The sequence below is a fragment of the Okeania sp. SIO3B5 genome (genome assembly GCF_010692555.1).
GTDB lineage: Bacteria > Cyanobacteriota > Cyanobacteriia > Cyanobacteriales > Microcoleaceae > Okeania.
In genome coordinates this window covers 1-4886 of sequence record NZ_JAAHHG010000658.1, presented here as the reverse complement: position 1 = coordinate 4886, position 4886 = coordinate 1, and the positions used below count along the sequence as shown (strand labels likewise).

4 protein-coding genes are annotated in these 4886 nt (G+C 36.0%); 1 reads left to right on the top strand and 3 read right to left on the bottom strand.

Annotated elements, in window-relative coordinates; translation table 11 throughout:
- Nucleotides 1–788: 788 nt before the first annotated feature.
- From F6K54_RS40380 to hemW, 3 genes are all read right to left on the bottom strand, one after another.
- A complete protein-coding gene (locus F6K54_RS40380) occupies nucleotides 789–986 on the bottom strand; it encodes a hypothetical protein (protein WP_293090026.1) in 198 nt (65 codons plus the stop codon).
- A gap of 90 nt (nucleotides 987–1076) precedes the next feature.
- Entirely contained in the window at nucleotides 1077–1334 is a 258-nt protein-coding gene (locus tag F6K54_RS40375) for a DUF1830 domain-containing protein (RefSeq protein WP_293090024.1), read from the bottom strand.
- A gap of 196 nt (nucleotides 1335–1530) precedes the next feature.
- Nucleotides 1531–2838: a radical SAM family heme chaperone HemW gene (hemW, locus tag F6K54_RS40370; protein WP_293090022.1), complete on the bottom strand. Its 1308-nt coding sequence runs from the start codon at nucleotides 2836–2838 to the stop codon at nucleotides 1531–1533.
- 515 nt (nucleotides 2839–3353) lie between these two features.
- Between hemW and F6K54_RS40365 the strand changes: the two genes are divergently transcribed.
- On the top strand, nucleotides 3354–4433 hold the full coding sequence (locus F6K54_RS40365) for a PIN/TRAM domain-containing protein (protein WP_293090020.1): 1080 nt from the start codon (nucleotides 3354–3356) through the stop codon (nucleotides 4431–4433).
- Nucleotides 4434–4886 lie beyond the last annotated feature (453 nt).

The following is a 4886-nucleotide window of genomic DNA, read 5'->3' as shown; positions in this document are numbered from 1 at the left end:
GGGGAGTGGGGGAGTGGGGGAGTAAGGTCAATTTATCGTCAAGAGAGAAAAATTGTATCCTTTGAAATTTTGAAATTTTGTACATCTTGCTAGAGTGAGTTAACCAAAAATATACAGTTGTAAATATTCTAGGCGCGACAATGAATTAGCCCTGCTCCACCGGAGGGGTTATACCAAATTGATAAATGTTTGCTACAAATAGTTAGGGTATTTATTATAATTTCCGTTTCTCATGCTCCGCAAACAGAATGCGCGAATTTAGAATCCAGAATGGATAGATTTAATACCATTTTTGATATTGCAAATTACCTTTTTCGTCAAACATACTTTATCTGAAAGTCTTTTTATGGTGCTTATTATTCGTAACATTCTTTTTTCATGCATGGTATTAGGGGTGGGTTGACTCCTGAGTTCTGACTCCTACCCTCACCCATCAGACTTTTTCAGCAAACCCTAATTATAAAGTTGAAAAGTTATAGCAGTGCTTGAGGAATATATTTACAAATTGTAGGAACTACCCAAGAGCTAAAATTTTATATTATTCCTGGGGAATTCTTCCCTACGGGATGCTATGCAAACGCAAACAGCTTTGTTATTCTCCCTATTGTCTGTTACCGCTTGCTGCCTGACACCGACGCGGGATCTGACCGCTTGCGTCTGAAACCAACGCGGAGTCGCACCGTTATTGCCTGTTGCCTGGGTGTTTGCGCAAGCATTCGGGACAGAAAGCGCTATAACTAGGGCTTGCTGAATAAAATTGTAATCAATACCTGTAAAGGTTTCCAGAGTTAAATATTGTTGAGGGGGTGCAAGGTTTTTGGCTCAATTTGTCTCAAAATGCTAATATTTTTCCCCTGACTATCAGAAAATTTGGCCGTAGTAGATGATCTAAACTGTTCCCTATTCCCAGTTAAGTGTTCCCTATCGTCACCATCAGACTTTTGAGCGTAAACCCTAACTATAGTTGACCTAAATCGATCCATCAAAATAGTTAGTGATGAATCTCAAAAAATATCAATCACTAACTATTTGCAATTACTTGATGAAACTAATTTTGATAAATTTTTAACTATTACCTACTCATCAACTTTCAAGTCCTTACACAACAAACGTTTACATATAATTTCACCATTTTCTAGGGTTTGATGAATTTCTAATTCTGCTTCTAGAATTGCTTCAAATAAGAAACGTTCTCCAGGAAAAACAGTGCGTTCCAAATATTTAGTCTGAGGATTACTAATTCTAGCAATCTGTATCTTATGAGTATTATTCACATAGAAACAGAGAATTTTTTGAACTTGTTTTTTTGGTAGTCTATCTAGTGCTATAGTCACAATCTTTAATTCCCTCTAAGTTTTTGTTGCCGATTAGCAACCCTGTTGAACCCTGATATCTTTGAGTGCCAATACAATTATTATAAACCAATAGGGATCGCTTAAGCATACTTTTAATTGCTTTTGTTGAAGAAAATTAATTAGGCTTAAGTCGTCCAGTGTAAATCTAGTTTTTTCCAGTATAAATACTTATATTCTAGTACTCCATACTGATAGAATTACTCAGTTTACTAAATAACGTCGATAAAACTGTATTGGAGAACAAAAAACCTTCAGGATCGGTTAATCTCAAATATCCTTCTAGTGGAAATTTTTGGTTATTTGAGAATAAGGTTACTATGCCTTTTGGATTAATCAATTCTACCCACCCTAACTTTTGATAGGGTTGCAAGTAGATTAGTATTTGCTCTACAGTTCTTTGACCAAAACGCTCAGATAATGTTAATAGATTTATCCCCTCTGCCAAGCGGAATCTTAACATTAGTGTTTCTAACAAACACTCCTGATTCGTTTCTAAGTCATTATTAGATTTATCGATACCCTGATGTTTTAATCTACGATCTTGAAGCGATAGCTTATATTGTCTATCGACAGATTGCACCCATTGATAATATTCTTTGCGCGTAGGTGGTCGGGTAAATCTTTCCCCTGATAAATAACTTGCTGCACCCATACCAAAGCCATAATAAGGACGATTTTCCCAGTAGACGCGATTATGACCACACTGATAATCTGGCTTGGCGTAATTTGATATCTCATAATGTTCATATCCTGAAATTGATATCAGTTGCTGTGCCATTCGATACATTTGTGCAGCTATTTCATCTGTAGGTAAAGGATGATTACCGGGTTGATAATAATGTCCAAAAGCTGTAACAGGTTCTAGCACTAGGTCATAACTAGAGATATGAGTTGGGGAAATAGCAATTCCAGCTTCTAAAGAAGTTTGCCATTGTTTTAGAGTTTGATGTGGCAGTCCCGAAATTAAATCTATACTAAAATTAACAATTCCTGCTTGGTGTAATATGTCTACTGCTTTGTAAATATCCAAGACATTGTGTGTTCTGCCACAAACCTGTAATAACTCATCTTGAAATGCTTGTACCCCCAAACTAACTCGATTTATCCCTAGGGATTTATATCCTTGTACCTGCTCCAAGTCAAAAGTTCCTGGGTCCATTTCTATAGAGATTTCAGCATTGGCCACAATTCTAAATTTTTGCTCTAGGGCATCTAGAATCTGGTTCAATTGACTCACTGACAAAAGGGAGGGTGTACCACCGCCAAAGAAAATAGTTTCTAGGGGTTGCTCGAAAGATTTTGTAGTGTTTATTTCCTCACAAATTACCTCCACATATTCTTGAATAGGAGAAAAGTTATCACCTCTTTTACTATCTCCCACTACAGAAATCGGAAAATCACAGTAATAACACCGCCGTCGGCAGAAGGGTATATGGACATAAGCCGAAATGGGGATATAGTAATTTCCGATTGGCCTTTTCATTACAAAATATATTTTTATATAAAACTATCTTAAACAATTATGAATTTAATTAAGAGTAGTAGTACACTCAATTACAAAAAATTAATACTGATCGATAGAAATATTACTTAAGTAAAAAGTCAAAAAAATAACTTTATTAGATAACCGTATTACTGGTTAAAATACTTAATATTCAAAACATTGTCATTAAAATTTAAGTAAAAATAATCACATTACCATTGTTGCAAGATAGATTTTATACTTTAGGAGGAGCTGTAAAGAGTAGAGTTCATTATGAATAGCTTCAAAATTTTTATGAGTTGAGGAAGCTGAGAACAAGAAAAATCTCAAGAATGGAACATCTACTGGAAGATATAATAGAAGCAACATTGAGCAGCCCAACTTGATTCGGCAGGGGGTCTCCCGTTATAATCGCGAGATTTAACAGGAGAGAACTTCACAAATTATGGTTATTACTCGCTATTGCTGAGTAGCTAATGGGAAAATTTCTATATCTATCAAACAAACTAAAAAAAATGCTTGACGCAATTATTATCATTTCATTTGTACTAGCTGGAGCAGGGGTAGGGTTTTATAGCATAGAACTACTACCTCCCAATGTATTATTAGAAGTTACCAATATTGAAGGTTTACGTTCAGTATTAGCTGCCTTCACTTCCTTAATTGGCTTTGTATTGGGTTTGGTATTTCAGACTACATATCGGCGAGTGGAGGCAAAAGTCGCCCAGATGCCAGTTGATTTATTATTGACTCGAGCAATAGGATTAGTTATTGGACTATTAGTGGCAAACCTAATGCTAGCGCCACTGTTTTTGCTTCCTATTCCGGGAGAATTTAGCTTTATTAAGCCTCTTGTAGCGGTTTTAGGCAGTGTTATGTTAGGCTTTACAGGGGTTAACGTTGCTGATACTCATGGTCGTGGTTTTTTACGGCTGATTAATCCTAACAGTCTAGATACAGTATTAGTAGCAGAAGGTACTCTTAAGCCTGCTACTACTAAAATTTTGGATACTAGCTGTATTATTGATGGGAGGATAGAAAATTTATTGGAAACAGGTTTTCTTGAGGGGCAAATTCTTGTACCACATTTCGTTTTACAGGAACTACAACTTATAGCTGATGCTTCTAACGATCAAAAAAGAGTTAGAGGTAGAAGAGGGTTAGACATTTTAAATAGGCTTAAAGCAGTTTACCCTTCTCAGATTCAAATTCATTTTGCAGACTATGAAGATATTTCTACAGTAGATGCTAAATTGGTTCATTTTGCTCTGGAAATTAATGGTACTCTGTTAACTAATGACTACAATTTGTCTAAAGTTGCTAGTTTACAAAAGGTCATGGTACTGAATATTAATGACTTGACTCAAGCAGTACGACCAAGTTATTTACCTGGTGATACTATTGAAATTAAAATTCGTAAGGCAGGGAAGGAACCATCTCAGGGTATTGGATATTTGGATGATGGCACAATGGTAGTTGTGGAATCAGGTAGTGAATATGTTGGAGATGAGGTTAGAGTTATTGTCACCAGTTCGTTACAAACTTCTGCGGGTAGAATGATTTTTGCTCGGACTCAAGAGTCTGCCATAGCTTAATTTTGGTGATGGTTATAATCACCTGAAAAATTCCTAATAAAATATGTTCAAAAAACAGCCCCAATTTTCTGTATTTCAGATAGTTGGGGTTAATTAATTCAAAGCCAAGCCAAGGATTTCAATCCTTGGCTAATTGTTTAATATCATGTCCGGATAATCAGTGATAAAAAAACCTTTTCCTTTCTAATCTTTTCTTTCCTTCTGCCTCCTGCCTCCAGCATAGCTGCCTTACCTCCTCCAAAGTGTAAGTATTCAACCGGACATGATATAAGTCATCTTACAGCGCTTTTAATTTGAGTAGACCACAAAATTATTTTTGGCGCTTAGAGTAGGGAGTAGGGAGTAGGGAGTAGGGAGTAGAAAAATGCTTTTGGGTTGCCCATACTAACTGTAGTCTATCCATGTGAAAAGCGCTATAGGATAAAAGCAATATTTAATTGTCTTACTACAAAA

Bases quoted from the DNA above. Each gene is read 5' to 3' on its own strand.
- hemW (WP_293090022.1), bottom strand. From the start codon at position 2,838: ATGAAAAGGCCAATCGGAAATTACTATATCCCCATTTCGGCTTATGTC.
- F6K54_RS40365 (WP_293090020.1), top strand. From the start codon at position 3,354: ATGCTTGACGCAATTATTATCATTTCATTTGTACTAGCTGGAGCAGGG.